The organism is Sutcliffiella horikoshii, assembly GCF_044809035.1.
GTDB lineage: Bacteria > Bacillota > Bacilli > Bacillales > Bacillaceae_I > Sutcliffiella_A > Sutcliffiella_A horikoshii_G.
This window is the reverse complement of sequence record NZ_CP085237.1, coordinates 1,131,098-1,145,218: the sequence shown is the minus strand read 5'-3', so window position 1 is coordinate 1,145,218 and position 14,121 is coordinate 1,131,098. Positions and strand designations below refer to the sequence as shown.

The following is a 14,121-nucleotide window of genomic DNA, read 5'->3' as shown; positions in this document are numbered from 1 at the left end:
TTAACCGCCTCCTACGAAATGTACTAATTCAAATTGATCTCCATCTTGCACGTTCTCTGCCACATGATTTTCTTTTTGCAAAATCTCTTTGTTCTTTTCGACTATGACTACCTTCTGGTCCAGTTGAAAATGCTCTAACAGTTCCGATACGGTTTTCACTGAATCTGGAATTTCGACACCCTCACCATTAATGATCAGTTTCAATCTACTCACCCCTTGCATATTCTTTTAACCTATCTAACTTGAATGCTTCCATATAAACAGGAATTGGGTCATCCTGAATTATTTTTGTTACAAGTTTTCCTGTAATAGGTGAAAGGAGGATTCCATTCCGGTAATGTCCGGTAGCAATGACAAGATTTTTGTATGTTGGATGCTGTCCCAGATAAGGATGACCATCACCCGTTTGAGGGCGTATGCCAGACCAGAATCTTTCAAAAGTGGCATACTTGACGGCAGGAAGCACTCTGGCAGCCTCCTCCATTAACTGATAAAGCCCTCCTACCGTAACATTCTCAGAAAATGTGTCAGGAATCATCGTGGCTCCGATAACCAGCCTGTTTCCACTTTTTGGAACAAGATAACAGCTTTCTGAAAAGATCGTACTGGAGAGTAAGGGCCGATCTGTGATGACAGAAAAACACTCCCCTTTTACCGGATATGCTGGAACTGTCACTCCGCACTCACTAAGCAGCCTTTTACTCCAAGCTCCTGCTGCAACGACTACATGTTCCCCATAAAACATCCCGATACTAGTCTCCACACCTTTAACGGTTTTCTTTTCTCTAAGTAACGAGTACACCTCTACGTACTCTTTCACTTCCGCTCCATGCTTGACTGCCGAATTTGCGAAGGCATGGGTAAGTCTTTCAGGGTTGACATGGCCATCCATTGGAATATCCATTGCCCCCAACAGAGAGTCCGACAGTTGCCCCTCCCTTTCTGCCACTTGTTCCCGAGCAAGCCATTCTGCCCGTTCTCCCAACTTTTGTTGAAAGGAAATCGTTCTTTTTAGATGACCTGCCTCTTCATCATTCATGGCTAGCTTCAGCATCCCTTTTTGCACAAGCTCTATGTCGATTCCTGAGTGCTCTTTCAATTCGTATTGTAGAGAGGGAAACATGCCCCTGCTTTCCTTGGCAAGATCAAATAGTGCTCCCTCTTCGGTCACTTCCACTTGTGCTCCAAGCATGCCGGCAGCTGCACTCGATGCCTTACACGCCAACTTCTCCCTTTCCAAAAGCAATACACTTCTTCCTTCAAGGGCAAGATAGTACGCTATGGAACAGCCGTTGACCCCGCCACCTATAATGATTACGTCATAGCTTTTATTCATCCAATCTCCTCCTTTTCGGCAAGCAATGCTGCTTGAAAGGCTTTTGCTGCATGAGCGTTATTTTCTGCATTCATAATTCCCGACATGATCGCGATTCCTCCCGCTCCGGAAATCCTAAGCTCCTGAAATTTGTCAGAAGTAATTCCACCTATAGCTATAACGGGAATCTTCAAGGATCTTGTTATACTTTTTAATTCAATCAGGCCTTTAGGGGTCACCCCCTCCTTTGAAGTGGTCGAATAGATATGTCCATATAGGATAAAATCAGCACCGTCCCTTTCTGCCTGTATTGCCTCTTCGTAACTATGTACCGACTTCCCCACCCTTAATTCGGGGAAATTCCTCCGAATCTCTGAAACTCCAAGGCTATGATAGGCCAGCTGTACTCCGCCGACATTAAGCACATGGGCAACATCCACACGGTCGTTTATTATGATTTTCCTCGGCCGGACCCCAGATCTAATCAGCTCATCAACCAGTTCAAAGACCTCATTTGCACTTCGTTGTTTTTCTCTTATATGGATGAAATCCACTGACTCATGAACTTCACACAAGATGGCAACTAGCTCTTCCTTTGTTTTCTTACCATCTGTTATAAGGTGTAATTGCAAAGACCCTCACCCTTTTTAGTAAAATCTTAAATGTCCATTTAACTCCTGTTAATTTCCGTTCTAAGGAGTTCTAATGCAACATTATAAAAAGCAAAAAACCCACTCTTTAACGTAAAGAGTGGGTTTCATCTATGTGTGGTATGTAAAGCCAACAGTGATAGAACATTTCCACTTCCCTACGCTAGTACAAACTAGATCAGGTTCAAAGGGTCTGGAAATTACTCTTTCCATCTCAGTCACTATTGACTCCCCTAGTGTTACGAGTTATTCAATTGATGGCTTCAGTATAGCACACAATTTCTAATTTTCAAAAGAAATGCATACTATCCGCTGTATCTGACATCAGTTACCGGTACATAGGGTAGCCTTATGCCAAAATAAAGGGAGAAAGCAATCATCAACAGGATTAAGAGCACGAACCACAGATCCTTCCAGGAGTAGCCCAGCTCGTAATAAAAGGTACGATTCTTTTGATTACTGAAACGCTTCGCTTCCATGGCCACTGCAATTCGGTGCGCTCTTCTGATACTCTGGGAAAGTAAAGGGATGCTGTAAAAATACACCTTTTTCAACAAGCTACCCTTCTGCTCCACTCCCCTAACAATCAGCGCCTTCCTTAAGGTGAGAAATTCCTCTAGAATTAACGGCAATAGACGGATACCCGCCATAAAGCTATATGCAAATTTCGGCGGTAGCTTCCATTGCTGCATCAAGGAATAAAATAAATATACCGGCTGGGTCGTCAGGGCGAAAATCAACCCACAAAAAGCAAATGCCAGTGACCTTAATCCTAGATGAACTCCACGATAAAAACTTTCCTCCGAAACATTTATTAATCCAAATTCGAACCAGGTGGTATCTCCCTTCCCAAACAAGACCATAGAGATCGCCGAAGTGAAAAATAAAAAGATAAACGGAGCCAGCAATAGAAGCTTCAGCATATAAGATTGTCCTGTCATTAAAAGATAGACCAACAATAGAACTCCTGTTAAGTTCAGCATCACATTGATATTATGAATGAACAGGACACCTATAAACAGGAGGACCATCCCTGATAGTTTAAAGCTCGGATTAATATCATGCATCCATGATTTATTTTTATAAAGCTCCAACTGCATCCATTTCTCCCCTGCCTCTTAATTTCTCATTACTCCTCATATCGATAAGCTGCCCATCTTTAATCGTCCATATGGTATCCGAAAACTCAGATACGATGTGCTCATCATGAGTGACCATCAAGATAGCGACGCCAGCTTCCCTTAATCGTTCCAACCATTCCAGCATGGCAAACGTGTTTCTGCTGTCCTGGCCGAATGTCGGTTCATCCAACAGAAGGATACTAGGCTGATGTATGACAGCAGCCGCTACGCTCAATCTGCGTTTTTGACCAACGGATAGTTGGTATGGGTGGAGATGACGCACATGGTCCAACTTGAAGAGTCTCAGCATCTCCTCTACTTTTTCCAAAACGAAAGCTTCGTCCATTTTCTTTAGACGCAGTGTATAGGCAACTTCCGCTTCCACAGTTTTGGTGACAAATTGGAATTCAGGGTTCTGGAAAACGAAGGTGATCAGGTCAGTGGGGATATTTTTGACCCTTTCCCCATTAATTTCTAGAGTGCCTTCTGTCTTTAACAGCTTCATTAACGATTCGAGCAATGTGCTTTTCCCGGCTCCATTTTCCCCGACAACGGAAATCCATTCCCCCTTACGAATCTCCGCTTCCTCCACATAAACCTTTTTCTCTTTGCCGCGGAAGCCTGAAAGATTTTTCACTTTTAATACCGTTTCACTCCCCGCGTTATGCTTGGAGATGAGCTTTCTTGTTTTCAAGTAATCCTCCCAAGCACCTGGGTACCATATGCCATATTCCTTTAAAAGGGAAAGCGACGTTCTGATAATATCTTCCGTTTTCCCATCAACGATAATATTTCCAGCGTCATCTAACGCAATAATTCTGTCCACAAAGTCGATCAGTTGCTCCACTTTATGCTCCACGATAATAACTGTTTTATCATCCGCCACTTTCTTAATGGTGTCCCAAACTTCCCTGGTGCCATCTGGATCTAATAACGCGGTCGGTTCATCCAAAAAGAGTACATCTGGCTCCATCAAGAGAACGGAAGCAATGGCAAGCCTCTGCTTCATGCCTCCTGAGAGTTGCTGTATTTTTAAGTGGGAATCAGGCAAGTCCAACCCCACCATATCAAGTGCTTCTGCAATTCTTCTCCCCATCTTCTCTTTTGGAATTGCGAGGTTCTCTAGGACAAATGCAAGTTCTTCATCCACATAGGGCATACAAAACTGCGCATCCGGATCTTGGAAAACATATCCCCATGAATTGGGCAAAAGCTGATCTTTCACAATCATCGGCACTTCTACCACATTCGGAATGAGCCCTGCCAAAACTTGGATGAGCGTGGATTTCCCACCACCTGAAGGGCCAAGGATCAATACCTTCTCACCTTTCCTGATCTTGATGGACAAGTCTTCAAATATTCTTTCTCCACCCGGATATTTCAGTCTTAAATGGTTTAATTGTATGATTGGTTCCATCTCTGCGCCTCCCTATTGCCTTAAGGAATCATACTCTTCCTTGCTCACCGGTCTAAGTAGACTTGTGACTCCCGTTGCCTCTAGTGCTTTTACAAGTGCATAGGCCAGTACTCCCGCTATTAGAGCCGCTCCGATCAATCGGAAAGAGATCAGCAATGTCACATTCCACCATACGTAATCAAACAGATACCCTCTAAAAAGATCCAGAAGAAGCGAACCTACACCTGCCGCCACTCCCGCAAGCGATGCGACAAGCAAATCAAAACGCTTGTAACGGAAAGCCATGAAGACCAATTCAGCAAAAAGCCCTTGAATAACCCCATATATCAGCACCATCAACCCATATTCCGATCCGACCAAAAATTCACCTGATGCAGCCGCCACTTCTGCAAGAAAAGCGACACCAGCTTTCCTGATCAGTAGATAAGCAACCGTCGCAGCAATAAACCACATGCCATAAGTTAACTCTTGAAGCTGCAAGCCAAATGGCGCCAGTACGTTATACACCGGAGCCCATATTTTATAAACAATCCCGAATACCAATGCAATAATGACCGTCACCAATATATCTGTAAGCTTTAATCCCTTGTTCATAAAAATGCCCCCCTAGGCCTTCACTGCCGTTTCTACTACCGGCCACTTCTCCAATGTGTAAGCCATTTCCCAGAAGGAATATTCATACTGGCTACTGATAATGAAATACTCAAGCATTCTAGCTTTCTCTTCTTCTGTAGCTTTCTCAGCCAGTTCATCCAATCTATTGATTTGCTCTTCCACAAGCTCCTTGAACCATTCCCCACCATAAGCTGCAATCCATTCCTGATAAATTGGTTCAGCTGGCGTGCAGCCTTTTAACCTCTCACCAATTTCATAATATAACCAGTAACAAGGAAGCAGGGCGGCAATCACTTCACCCAATCCTCCTGTCAATACGGAACGATACATATGGGAGGTATAGGCGTGTGCTGTTGGAGCTGCCTGGAATGACGCTTTCTCTGCTTCCGTCACACCGAGTCTTTTTGAAAAGTTCTCATGTAAAGATAGTTCCGCTTCGTATGTACCTTGTGCATGTGCTGCCAGCCTCGCTGTTGTTTTTAAATCAAATGCTTTTGCTCCTGCATATGCTTGAACTTTGGCAAAGTGGCTCAAATAATAGGCATCTTGCAAAACATAATACTTAAACGTTTCTAATGACAAACTCCCATCCGCTATTCCTTTTACAAACGGGTGATGAAAGCTCGCCTCCCAAATATGATCCGCTTTTTCTCTTGCAAATTGTGAAAATTTCATTCTCCATTCCTCCTAAAATTGTTGGTAAAATGCAAAAAACCACCTTCCTCGCTTGCGCAAAGAAGGTGGTGAATACACTAGATAACTGAGTAGTTTAAAGGAATAGTGTCTCGACCCCACTTCCCTACGCTGGTGTTAACCAGATCAGGTTCTAAGAGTCTTGAAGTCACACTTCAATCTCAGCCTTATAAAGGCACCCCTAGTGGTAGATTCGTATAAAGTTGTCGGAAAGCAATTTCTGTCTCCTATGTTAATCAGCTTTTATCGTTTTGTCAAAGAATAATTTTAAACCGAAGCAGAATTTTCTATCCCTTCCGCCGCATTTTCCTCTTCTGTAGCGTGTTTTGGCAAAGTGAACATATAGAATACCCCAACAAATAATAAACAGCTCCCGACAAGAAGATGTAGCCCTTCTACAGTCAGGATTTTTTGAAAAGTCAGGGCGATGACTCCAAGGGTAATGGACTGGGATAACATCATCAATGGCGATATCCAGCCCTGCACTCTACCCATCATTTTGGGATCTACAATCCTTGGAAGCCACCCGCCGATTCCTATATTTACAAAAGGAAGGCCGAGTCCGATCAATGCAGTAAATGCCAAGTAGTAATAAGTATCAGGACTGTATCCACTAGCTATTACGAAGGCTCCAGAGATGCTTAAGCCTATTATGACCATTTGATATAATTTCAGCTTTTTCGCCATCATCGAGGCAACAATGCTTCCAACCATCACAGAAATACCAAAAACTACCCCCATCACCATCATTGTCTGCTCATAATCCACTGGCGCTAACTTGTATTTTAAAATATAGGCAGGCATCACAGACAGTCCCCCGTTGACTATCCCAAAAACAAAGAAGCCAATAATCAAATAGACCAATAGAGGATTTTTTATAATATAAAACATACCGTTCTTAAAATCATTTGCTACAAATTTTACATTCAGTTGGTTCCACTTGTGTCGGCCGTTTGGAAGGACAACCTCCTCTTCTAACTTGCACGCCTTAATCAAAATAGCACTGATCATGTAAGTAACAAAGCAAACAAAGATAGCTCCCTGGAGTCCGAGCGTCCAGTAGATAAATATGCCTAGTGCGTTACCGAACAGCATGAATAAACTGCTCGTCATTTGGTTCAACCCCGCCGCCACCGTGTATTCATCCTTAGTCAGAATGCCCTGGATGATGGCAGCCTGGGCGGGATGGAAGAACTTCGATACGGCACTTCTTAGAAACAGCAACGCAAATACGAGCGGCATCCAATCAATATATATAGCCCCCATAAGCGCGAGCGATAAAATAGCACAAATTACATCGCTGTAGACGGCAATTTTTTGACGATCCATCCTGTCTGCCATCACCCCTACCAAGAAAAAGACAGCAAGTGTCGGCAAGGAATACATCAGTTCGGTCAATGCCGCATAAAACGGCTGGTCTGTGTAGCGGTCCAACAAATAAAGCATCAAGGCAGCAATACCGATAATGCTCCCCATTGTGGATGTAAAAGAAGACCAGAACAACAGGCTATAGTTTTGTTTCTTGAATACGGCAATCATATGTTTCATCTTTTCGTCCTCCACCAATCATTATTTATGGTTATCTTACCTTACTTAGAAATGATTGGTAACCGACTTTGGGGTCTTTTTCTCTCGGTCTGGAGATGGAGGAGAAAAGAGATTTTATATATTTAAGGAATCAGCACTATCTTTCCTGTACTCTTCCTGCTCTCTAAGAACCTATGTGCTTCTGCACCATCTTTTAATGCAAACTGAGCAGGGGAATCAATTCTCAACTTGTCTTTTTTTAACCATTGAAACAGTTGGGATGCCCTTTCTATCCGAATCTCTCTTGTTGTTAATATGTTCCACAAATCTCCACCCGTTAACGTCTTGGAAGTATCCATCAACATACGGGGATCTACTGGTGCAGGATCTCCTCCAGCCATGCCGTAGAACACCACAGTCCCTCCAATTCTCGTCGCTTGAAAACTATCCATGAGTGTAGATCCAACTGATTCATACACTACATCCACACCTTTTCCATTTGTTAATTCTTTTATTTCTTCGACCCAAGATGACTCATAAAGTAATACCTCTGCTGCCCCTGCCCTTTTTGCCACTTCAGATTTTGCCAAACTTGAAGTAAGGCCAATAGAGGTTCCTCCAAGTATCTTCACTATCTGAGTCAGCAATTGCCCTACTCCGCCTGCTGCAGCATGAATTAAGACCGTATCACCACTTTTAACTCGGTAGCTGTCATGAACAAGATAATGAGCCGTTAGTCCTTGTAGCAAAAGAGATGCAGCCTGTTCATAGGTCACTCCGTCTGGTATTGGAATTGCCTTTTCATAAGGAACAGACACAAACTCTGCATTTGCATGCGGGACATCCGCAAATGCAATTCTGTCTCCTTCTTCTATATCCGTTACATTTCCCCCTACTTTGACAACAATTCCTGCCCCTTCATACCCAAGAATATAAGGAGGCTCGCCCGCTAAATGGTAGTTCCCTTTTCTTCGGTATACATCCGCAAAGTTAAGGCCTATCGCCTTTGTTTGTAAGAGTATATCGTTATCACCTATGGATGGCAGAGGTAATTCGCTATACTGTAACACCTCAGGGCCACCAAATTCATTAAAAATCAAAGCTTTCATTATCGCACCTCTTCATTAATAAGTTAATAAATTTTATTATTTAACTATACATTACTTTGTGGATTAAGATGCAAAAAAACACCTTTCTCATAAATCTTGAGAAAGGTGTTTCATATTAATCGTCATCGTCATCGTCATCCTGGTCTTTCTTCTTGCCACGGTCGTCTTCCTTATCTTTCTTTCTCTTCTTCTCATCTTTGTCCTTTTTGTCTTTCTTTTTTGGTTCTTCTCGTTCTCTCGCCTGTTCCTGCTTTTTCTTCTCTTCTTCCTTCTTCTGAATCTGTTGTTGCTTTTGAAGGCTTCCAGGCAAGTTAAAAGTTTCGACAGGCTCCCCTTCAAGCGCTTCACTTACAACTTGTTGGAAGACCTTCGCTGAAGGACTTCCAGCGCCTGAAATGATTGGCAGAACATTTTCAGCAGATTCCTTATCAAATCCTATCCAAAACGCCCCGACAATTTGTGGAGTATAACCAACAAACCACTGATTGGAAGTAGCGCGATGGTTATTGTCAGTTGTTTGAGTAGAACCAGTTTTTCCGGCAACTTCCCGACCGTCAATGATGGCGTTCTTCCCACTTCCTTCTTCGACAACCCCTTTTAGCATAAAGTTCATTTTCTGCACAGCTTCTTCAGAGAATACGCGCTCTTTTTCCTCTTCAAAAGATGCCACTTCTTCTCCTGTTACCTTTTCTATTTTAACAATCCCGTGCGACTCGATAATTTCCCCATTATTGGCATAGACAGAATATGCTTCAGCCATATGTTTCGGGGAAACACCATGAAATCCGCCTAACGCTAGATTACCAAGCGTGCGGTCTTCTTTTTCATCTACCGGCAAGTATAGTTTTTTTGCTGTGTCCATTCCTTTTTGAATTCCAATATCATACAGCAGCGAAACCGCAGGGACATTATAAGAATTCAATACTGCATCATACATGGAGACTTCTCCACGAAAATCCAATGTGTGGTTTTGAGGTGTATAATTACCAAAATCAGTTGGTGAGTCGTTCAGCATGTCATACACATCATACCCTTCTTCAAGGGCCGGCGTATAAACGAGTAACGGTTTAGCAGTAGATCCGGGTGGCTTCTTAAGTTTGGATGCACGGTTAAAATCCCGGAACTTATAGTCCCTGCCGCCAATCATTCCAAGAATTCCGCCTGTCTTCGGATCAAGTAACACGCCGCTGCTTTGTGCCACTTCTCCTGACTGTCCTGTAGGGAAATTGGCAGGATCTGCATATACCTTTTCCAAAGCTTCCTGCACCTTTGGTTCTAGAGTCGTGTACACACGATATCCACCGGCAAGCAATTCACTCTCACTAATACCATACATTCTTTCCGCTTCATCAATTATGTAATCCGTAAAGCTTGGATATTTCCCTTTATACGGATCTACATGTCTTGATTCTAGCTTTAATTCTTCTTGCTTTGCTGCTTCCACTTCTTCCGCAGTGATGAATCCTTGCTGGTGCATGAGTGAAAGGACTAAATTTCTGCGTTGCATGGAACGCTCCGCATTATTTAACGGAGAAAGCGCAGATGGAGCTTTGATTAATCCAGCCAATGTTGCAGACTCCGCAAGCGTCAGATCTTTCGGGTCTTTTGCAAAATAAACTGCAGCTGCCCGCTTAATCCCCCATGCTCCTTCACCGTAATAAATCTGGTTAAGGTAGAGACTGATGATCTGATCCTTTGTATAAGATTTTTCTACCTTTTTTGCTAAGAAAAACTCGTCTGTTTTCCGCTTCAATGTCTTATCATGTGATAAAAAGACGTTTTTGGCGAGTTGTTGCGTGATGGTACTTCCTCCCTGCACATAGCCTCCTGCTTTAACGTTCGTTGTAAGTGCACGGACAGTTCCCACAAAGTCAAATCCGTCATGCTCATAAAAGCGTTGGTCCTCGACGGCTACAACCGCTTGTTTCATCACTTCCGGTATTTCTTCAGATGGGACACCTTCAATCTGATTGGATGTGATCCTGCTAGCCACTTCCCCGTGCCTGTCATAAAGAACCGAAGATTGTGGAAGCGGATCTGTCAGCGCACTGACATCCCTTGTATTAATATATAACTGCATTCCCAACAATATAATCAGAGCCAATAAACCTGCAATAAGAAGGACAGCTCTAAAACTCACTTTACGTTTATACTTACTTGCTCTTTCAGCCATAAGAACCCCCTGTATGCAACAAAACTAATAATAGTTATTCGGATGCAGTCCCCTCTTTTTTAGGGTGACATGCATAATTGCGGATTGGCACCATTAGAATGTGAATAAGCCATTCATATTTGTTGATAATACCATTCCTTTAACATAAACACTATTACATACCCTTTTTCGACAAAAGTGAACCACTTTTCCCATATTCGAAATTTTCCGGCTTTAGACAGAAGCTTGACGTAAATTCCCACATCCTACTATAATGAGGAACAATTCTATAACTCGTATAATCTTGGAGATATGGTCCATAAGTTTCTACCAAACTACCGTAAAGAGTTTGACTACGAGAATCCCTCTATACTTGAGCTGTTTTCAATGCGAATGGTGAAGGTTTCCATTTCATCATTAGGCACAACCACAGTGTTAGAGTTAAAAGGGCATTCTTCATTGTCAAACTCCAAGTTATTGCTTGGAGTTTTATCTATTTTGGAGGGGAAAAATAATGACACAAAAATTAAAATCTATAATAAAGGCTGCTGCAAAAGAGACAAAAGCCGACTTGGTTATCAAAAATGGAAGAATAATAGATGTATTTAACTTAGAGATAATAGAGGAAGATCTTGCTATTAAAGACGGCATGATAATTGGGTTTGGTTCTTATGAGGGCCATGAGGTGCTGGATGCAAACGGGGCCTACATTTGTCCAGGTCTGATAGATGGACATGTTCATATGGAATCTTCCATGATACATCCCCACTATTTCACCGAAACGATTCTCTCACATGGAGTTACGTCCATTATTACCGATCCGCATGAAATTGCCAATGTAAGTGGTACGGAAGGTATCCAATTTATGATAGATGCTACAGAGAATACTATTGTTGACGTTTTCTTCATGCTCCCCTCCTGTGTACCTGCCACTTCTTTTGAGCACAATGGAGCTGTCATTCAAGCACAAGATCTAGTTCCATTTTACAAACATGACCGGGTCATCGGCTTGGCCGAAGTAATGGATTTTCCTGCTGTCCGCGACCGCGATGAGGCAATGCTCGAAAAATTGGCTCAAGCATCCCAGCTTAACAAGAAAATTGATGGTCATGGGGCAGGCCTATCTCCTGAAAGCTTAAATATCTATGCATCTGCTAACATTAAGACAGACCATGAATGCGTCACCCCACATGAAGCAAAAGAAAGACTCAAACGGGGAATGTATGTCATGATGAGGGAAGGATCTGTCGCCAAAGATGTCAGAGCCTTGATTTCTTTAGTAAATGAACGCAATGCAAGACGATTTCTATTCTGTACAGATGACAAACACCTTGATGAGTTGGTAACAGAAGGAAGCATTGACCAAAATATTCGAATAGCGGTTGAAGAAGGACTAGACCCTTTACTTGCCGTCCAGATTGCTACGTTAAATGCAGCAGAGTGCTTCTCTTTGGCAGAGAGAGGGGCGATTGCACCAGGATACCGTGCTGATCTTCTACTTATCGAGGATCTTGAAGCCTTCACCATTAAAAAAATCTTTAAAAATGGCAAAATAATAACCCCATCACACCGACAACAGAAACCTACTGCCATTCCAAATCTTTTGAAGGATTCTGTGAAAATGAAACCCATTTCCAAAGAGGATATTAACATAACCGTCCAATCAGACAAGCCATGCAATATAATTGAGATCATCCCAAACAGTCTTGTTACCAGGCATATCAAGGAAACTGTAACAACGTTAGATGGAGAGTTTTTACCAAACAAAGATAAGGATCAATTAAAACTTGCAGTGATTGAAAGACACCACAAGCGGGGACATGTTGGTCTTGGTATCGTAAAGGGGTTTCAAATCAAAAACGGAGCTATCGCATCTACCGTAGCACATGATTCTCATAATATTGTTGCAGTCGGAACAAATGATGAAGATATTATGACAGCGGTAAACGCAATGGAACAGATAAAAGGCGGCTTAGTTGTTGTTGCGAATAAAAAAGTTGTCGCAGCCATGCCATTAGAAATATCAGGTTTGATGGCCGATACGACAACAGAAAAAGCACTATGTTTATTAAAGGACCTTCATGAAGCTCTCCGGATCATCGGGACCCAAGAGCATTTCAATCCTTTTGTCGCTCTTTCGTTTTTAAGCCTGCCAGTAATTCCAGAATTGAAACTCACGGATACAGGACTTTTTGATGTAACTCGCTTTAAACATATATCGATTCAAGATTAAACAATTGCTACGTACTTCTCAGAACGTTTAAAAGTTATGGCATAGGGTATTTATTCTACAACAATAAACTTACCGAAAACAGATGAGAAGGAGTCGATGAACAATGGAAACTTTCACAAATATACTAATTGCCTACGATGGTTCCAAAAGCAGTTTGAAAGCTGTACAAATGGGGATAGACATGAAAAAAAAGCTACACTCACAACTTACCATTTTACATGTTTTAGAAGAAACATCTGTAAATGTTCCAGTGCCTGCTACAAGACCTGATACACTTCCTGCAGGAGGAATGGGAACGATAGATGGATTGAACATCTACACACACAATGTCAGAGAAAGTGTTCCAAGTCAACGCAGAGTTGCTACTGCAGATAATGATGCTACCACACAATCATTAAATGAAATCCATGCCCTCTTGTCCCAAGAACGCGTTGAGGCTCAAGTAGAGGTCATGCAAGGAGATCCCGCTAAAACCATTTGTAATTTTGCCGACACGAATGCAAATGATTTGATTATTATTGGCAGCAGAGGCCTCGGGGGCTTAAAGAAATTGATTCTTGGAAGTGTAAGTGATAAAGTGACCAATACTGCCAATTGCCCAATACTAATTGCAAAGTAATATCTTCTCCACCTAGGTATCAGGTTTCCGTTTAGGAAACCTGATTTTTTTAATTCACCAACTCTTGGGCGCCTGCATACCGTATATAGAATTTACTTGAAGGGAGCAATCCTATGTATCCTTACCGTCAACTTAGTTTTCCTCCATTCGGGCCGCCTCCCGGTGGTGGGCAAGGACCTGGCTTCGGACCTCCAGGTTTTGGACCGCCCGGAGGACCTGGTGGAGGTCCTGGATTTGGACCGCCTGGCGGACCTGGTGGAGGTCCTGGATTTGGACCGCCTGGCGGACCTGGTGGAGGTCCTGGATTTGGACCGCCTGGCGGACCTGGTGGAGGTCCTGGAAGTGGACCACCTTCCGGACCACCGCCATCCACACCGCCCCCTCAAACAGCCAGTTTCGGCGCCCCAGGTGGACCTACTGCTTTAGCAGTGGATCCGGGAGCTTTCTTTGGATGTTTATACCGCTTTACATGGGTGAGGTTAAATAATGGAGAGCAGTTTTGGTTCTATCCTACCTTTATAGGAAGAAGGTCTGTTGCAGGTTACCGCTGGTTCTTCTTTACATGGATGTATTTCGGCATCGATTCAAACCGAATTCGTTCCTTCCAATGTGTGTAGGCTATCTTTGAGACAAAATTTAAACAAACATAATAACCCGCACCGCATTTTTT

At 42.8% G+C, this 14,121-nt stretch carries 13 protein-coding genes and 3 riboswitches; of the genes, 3 read left to right on the top strand and 10 right to left on the bottom strand.

Translation table 11 applies throughout. From position 1 onward, the window contains the following. The 10 genes from thiS to LG307_RS06065 all read right to left on the bottom strand — a co-directional run bounded on the left by thiS (position 1) and on the right by LG307_RS06065 (position 10,620). Complete coding sequence (thiS, locus tag LG307_RS06110; RefSeq protein WP_404449028.1) at positions 1–213, bottom strand: sulfur carrier protein ThiS; 213 nt, start codon at positions 211–213, stop codon at positions 1–3. Beyond that, positions 206–1,336, bottom strand: a complete 1,131-nt coding sequence (gene thiO, locus LG307_RS06105) for a glycine oxidase ThiO (protein WP_404449027.1) — start codon at positions 1,334–1,336, stop codon at positions 206–208. The genes thiS and thiO overlap by 8 nt, the downstream gene beginning before the upstream one ends. After that, complete coding sequence (gene tenI, locus LG307_RS06100; protein ID WP_404449026.1) at positions 1,333–1,947, bottom strand: thiazole tautomerase TenI; 615 nt, start codon at positions 1,945–1,947, stop codon at positions 1,333–1,335. The genes thiO and tenI overlap by 4 nt, the downstream gene beginning before the upstream one ends. Before the next feature lie 156 nt (positions 1,948–2,103). Then, positions 2,104–2,210: riboswitch (TPP riboswitch) on the bottom strand. A gap of 60 nt (positions 2,211–2,270) precedes the next feature. Further along, the gene (locus LG307_RS06095) at positions 2,271–3,065 is read right to left on the bottom strand and encodes an energy-coupling factor transporter transmembrane component T family protein (protein WP_404449024.1); all 795 of its coding nucleotides are present in this window, start codon (positions 3,063–3,065) and stop codon (positions 2,271–2,273) included. After that, positions 3,046–4,503 carry an ABC transporter ATP-binding protein gene (locus tag LG307_RS06090; RefSeq protein WP_404449022.1) on the bottom strand — a complete coding sequence of 486 codons (1,458 nt, stop codon included), beginning with the start codon at positions 4,501–4,503 and terminating at the stop codon, positions 3,046–3,048. Before LG307_RS06090 ends, LG307_RS06095 begins: the two co-directional genes overlap by 20 nt. Before the next feature lie 12 nt (positions 4,504–4,515). Then, the gene (locus LG307_RS06085; protein WP_404449020.1) at positions 4,516–5,097 is read right to left on the bottom strand and encodes an ECF transporter S component; all 582 of its coding nucleotides are present in this window, start codon (positions 5,095–5,097) and stop codon (positions 4,516–4,518) included. Between the two features lie 12 nt (positions 5,098–5,109). After that, on the bottom strand, positions 5,110–5,793 hold the full coding sequence (gene tenA / locus LG307_RS06080; RefSeq protein ID WP_404449018.1) for a thiaminase II: 684 nt from the start codon (positions 5,791–5,793) through the stop codon (positions 5,110–5,112). Positions 5,794–5,897: 104 nt separating this feature from the next. Continuing rightward, a riboswitch (TPP riboswitch) is annotated at positions 5,898–6,004 on the bottom strand. A gap of 74 nt (positions 6,005–6,078) precedes the next feature. Then, on the bottom strand, positions 6,079–7,359 hold the full coding sequence (locus tag LG307_RS06075) for an MFS transporter (protein ID WP_404449016.1): 1,281 nt from the start codon (positions 7,357–7,359) through the stop codon (positions 6,079–6,081). A gap of 122 nt (positions 7,360–7,481) precedes the next feature. Continuing rightward, positions 7,482–8,447: a quinone oxidoreductase family protein gene (locus tag LG307_RS06070; protein ID WP_404449014.1), complete on the bottom strand. Its 966-nt coding sequence runs from the start codon at positions 8,445–8,447 to the stop codon at positions 7,482–7,484. Positions 8,448–8,562: 115 nt separating this feature from the next. Further along, complete coding sequence (locus LG307_RS06065; RefSeq protein WP_404449013.1) at positions 8,563–10,620, bottom strand: transglycosylase domain-containing protein; 2,058 nt, start codon at positions 10,618–10,620, stop codon at positions 8,563–8,565. Between the two features lie 253 nt (positions 10,621–10,873). Continuing rightward, positions 10,874–10,975: riboswitch (purine riboswitch) on the top strand. Positions 10,976–11,113: 138 nt separating this feature from the next. Between LG307_RS06065 and ade the strand changes: the two genes are divergently transcribed. The 3 genes from ade to LG307_RS06050 all read left to right on the top strand — a co-directional run bounded on the left by ade (position 11,114) and on the right by LG307_RS06050 (position 14,068). Further along, a complete protein-coding gene (gene ade, locus LG307_RS06060; RefSeq protein WP_404449011.1) occupies positions 11,114–12,832 on the top strand; it encodes an adenine deaminase in 1,719 nt (572 codons plus the stop codon). 103 nt (positions 12,833–12,935) lie between these two features. After that, positions 12,936–13,451 (top strand): universal stress protein, encoded by a 516-nt coding sequence (locus tag LG307_RS06055; RefSeq protein ID WP_404449009.1) that lies wholly within the window; start codon positions 12,936–12,938, stop codon positions 13,449–13,451. Between the two features lie 113 nt (positions 13,452–13,564). After that, a complete protein-coding gene (locus tag LG307_RS06050; protein ID WP_404449008.1) occupies positions 13,565–14,068 on the top strand; it encodes a hypothetical protein in 504 nt (167 codons plus the stop codon). Positions 14,069–14,121 lie beyond the last annotated feature (53 nt).

Bases quoted from the DNA above. Each gene is read 5' to 3' on its own strand.
- LG307_RS06070 (WP_404449014.1), bottom strand. From the start codon at position 8,447: ATGAAAGCTTTGATTTTTAATGAATTTGGTGGCCCTGAGGTGTTACAG.
- LG307_RS06095 (WP_404449024.1), bottom strand. From the start codon at position 3,065: ATGCAGTTGGAGCTTTATAAAAATAAATCATGGATGCATGATATTAAT.
- LG307_RS06055 (WP_404449009.1), top strand. From the start codon at position 12,936: ATGGAAACTTTCACAAATATACTAATTGCCTACGATGGTTCCAAAAGC.
- LG307_RS06065 (WP_404449013.1), bottom strand. From the start codon at position 10,620: ATGGCTGAAAGAGCAAGTAAGTATAAACGTAAAGTGAGTTTTAGAGCT.
- thiO (WP_404449027.1), bottom strand. From the start codon at position 1,336: ATGAATAAAAGCTATGACGTAATCATTATAGGTGGCGGGGTCAACGGC.
- ade (WP_404449011.1), top strand. From the start codon at position 11,114: ATGACACAAAAATTAAAATCTATAATAAAGGCTGCTGCAAAAGAGACA.
- tenA (WP_404449018.1), bottom strand. From the start codon at position 5,793: ATGAAATTTTCACAATTTGCAAGAGAAAAAGCGGATCATATTTGGGAG.
- LG307_RS06075 (WP_404449016.1), bottom strand. From the start codon at position 7,359: ATGAAACATATGATTGCCGTATTCAAGAAACAAAACTATAGCCTGTTG.
- LG307_RS06050 (WP_404449008.1), top strand. From the start codon at position 13,565: ATGTATCCTTACCGTCAACTTAGTTTTCCTCCATTCGGGCCGCCTCCC.
- LG307_RS06090 (WP_404449022.1), bottom strand. From the start codon at position 4,503: ATGGAACCAATCATACAATTAAACCATTTAAGACTGAAATATCCGGGT.
- LG307_RS06085 (WP_404449020.1), bottom strand. From the start codon at position 5,097: ATGAACAAGGGATTAAAGCTTACAGATATATTGGTGACGGTCATTATT.